We start from the raw sequence: 474 nt of genomic DNA, 5'->3' as shown, positions 1-474 counted from the left end.
CCCGATGGGCAGCGTCTGCTCACGAAATTAGATTACAGGACGGCTCGTTTGTGGGACATTCAGGGCAAACAGTTAACAAACTTTGGCAATCTCAAAAATATTAGGGGCATCAGCTTCAGCCCCGATGGGCAGCGTCTGCTCACGAAATTAGATTACAGGACGGCTCGTTTGTGGGACATTCAGGGCAAACAGTTAACAAACTTTGGCAATCTCAACAATATTAGTGACATCAGCTTCAGCCCCGATGGGCAGCGTCTGCTCACGAAATTAGATTACAGGACGGCTCGTTTGTGGGATATTCAGGGCAAACAGTTAACAAACTTTGGCAATCTCAACAATATTAGGGACATTAGCTTCAGCCCCGATGGGCAGCGTCTGGTCACGAAATTAGATGACGAGACGGCTCGTTTGTGGGACATTCAGGGCAAACAGTTAACAAACTTTGGCAATCTCAACAATATTAGGGGCATCAGC

1 protein-coding gene is annotated in these 474 nt (G+C 47.3%); it reads left to right on the top strand.

What is annotated here, in order from left to right:
* Positions 1–474 (top strand): WD40 repeat domain-containing protein (locus tag V7K48_RS18345; protein WP_442949447.1); only part of this gene is annotated, 474 nt, incomplete at both ends.

The organism is Nostoc sp., assembly GCF_036919615.1.
Classification (GTDB): Bacteria; Cyanobacteriota; Cyanobacteriia; order Cyanobacteriales; family Nostocaceae; genus Nostoc.
This window is presented reverse-complemented; position numbering and strand designations above follow the sequence as displayed.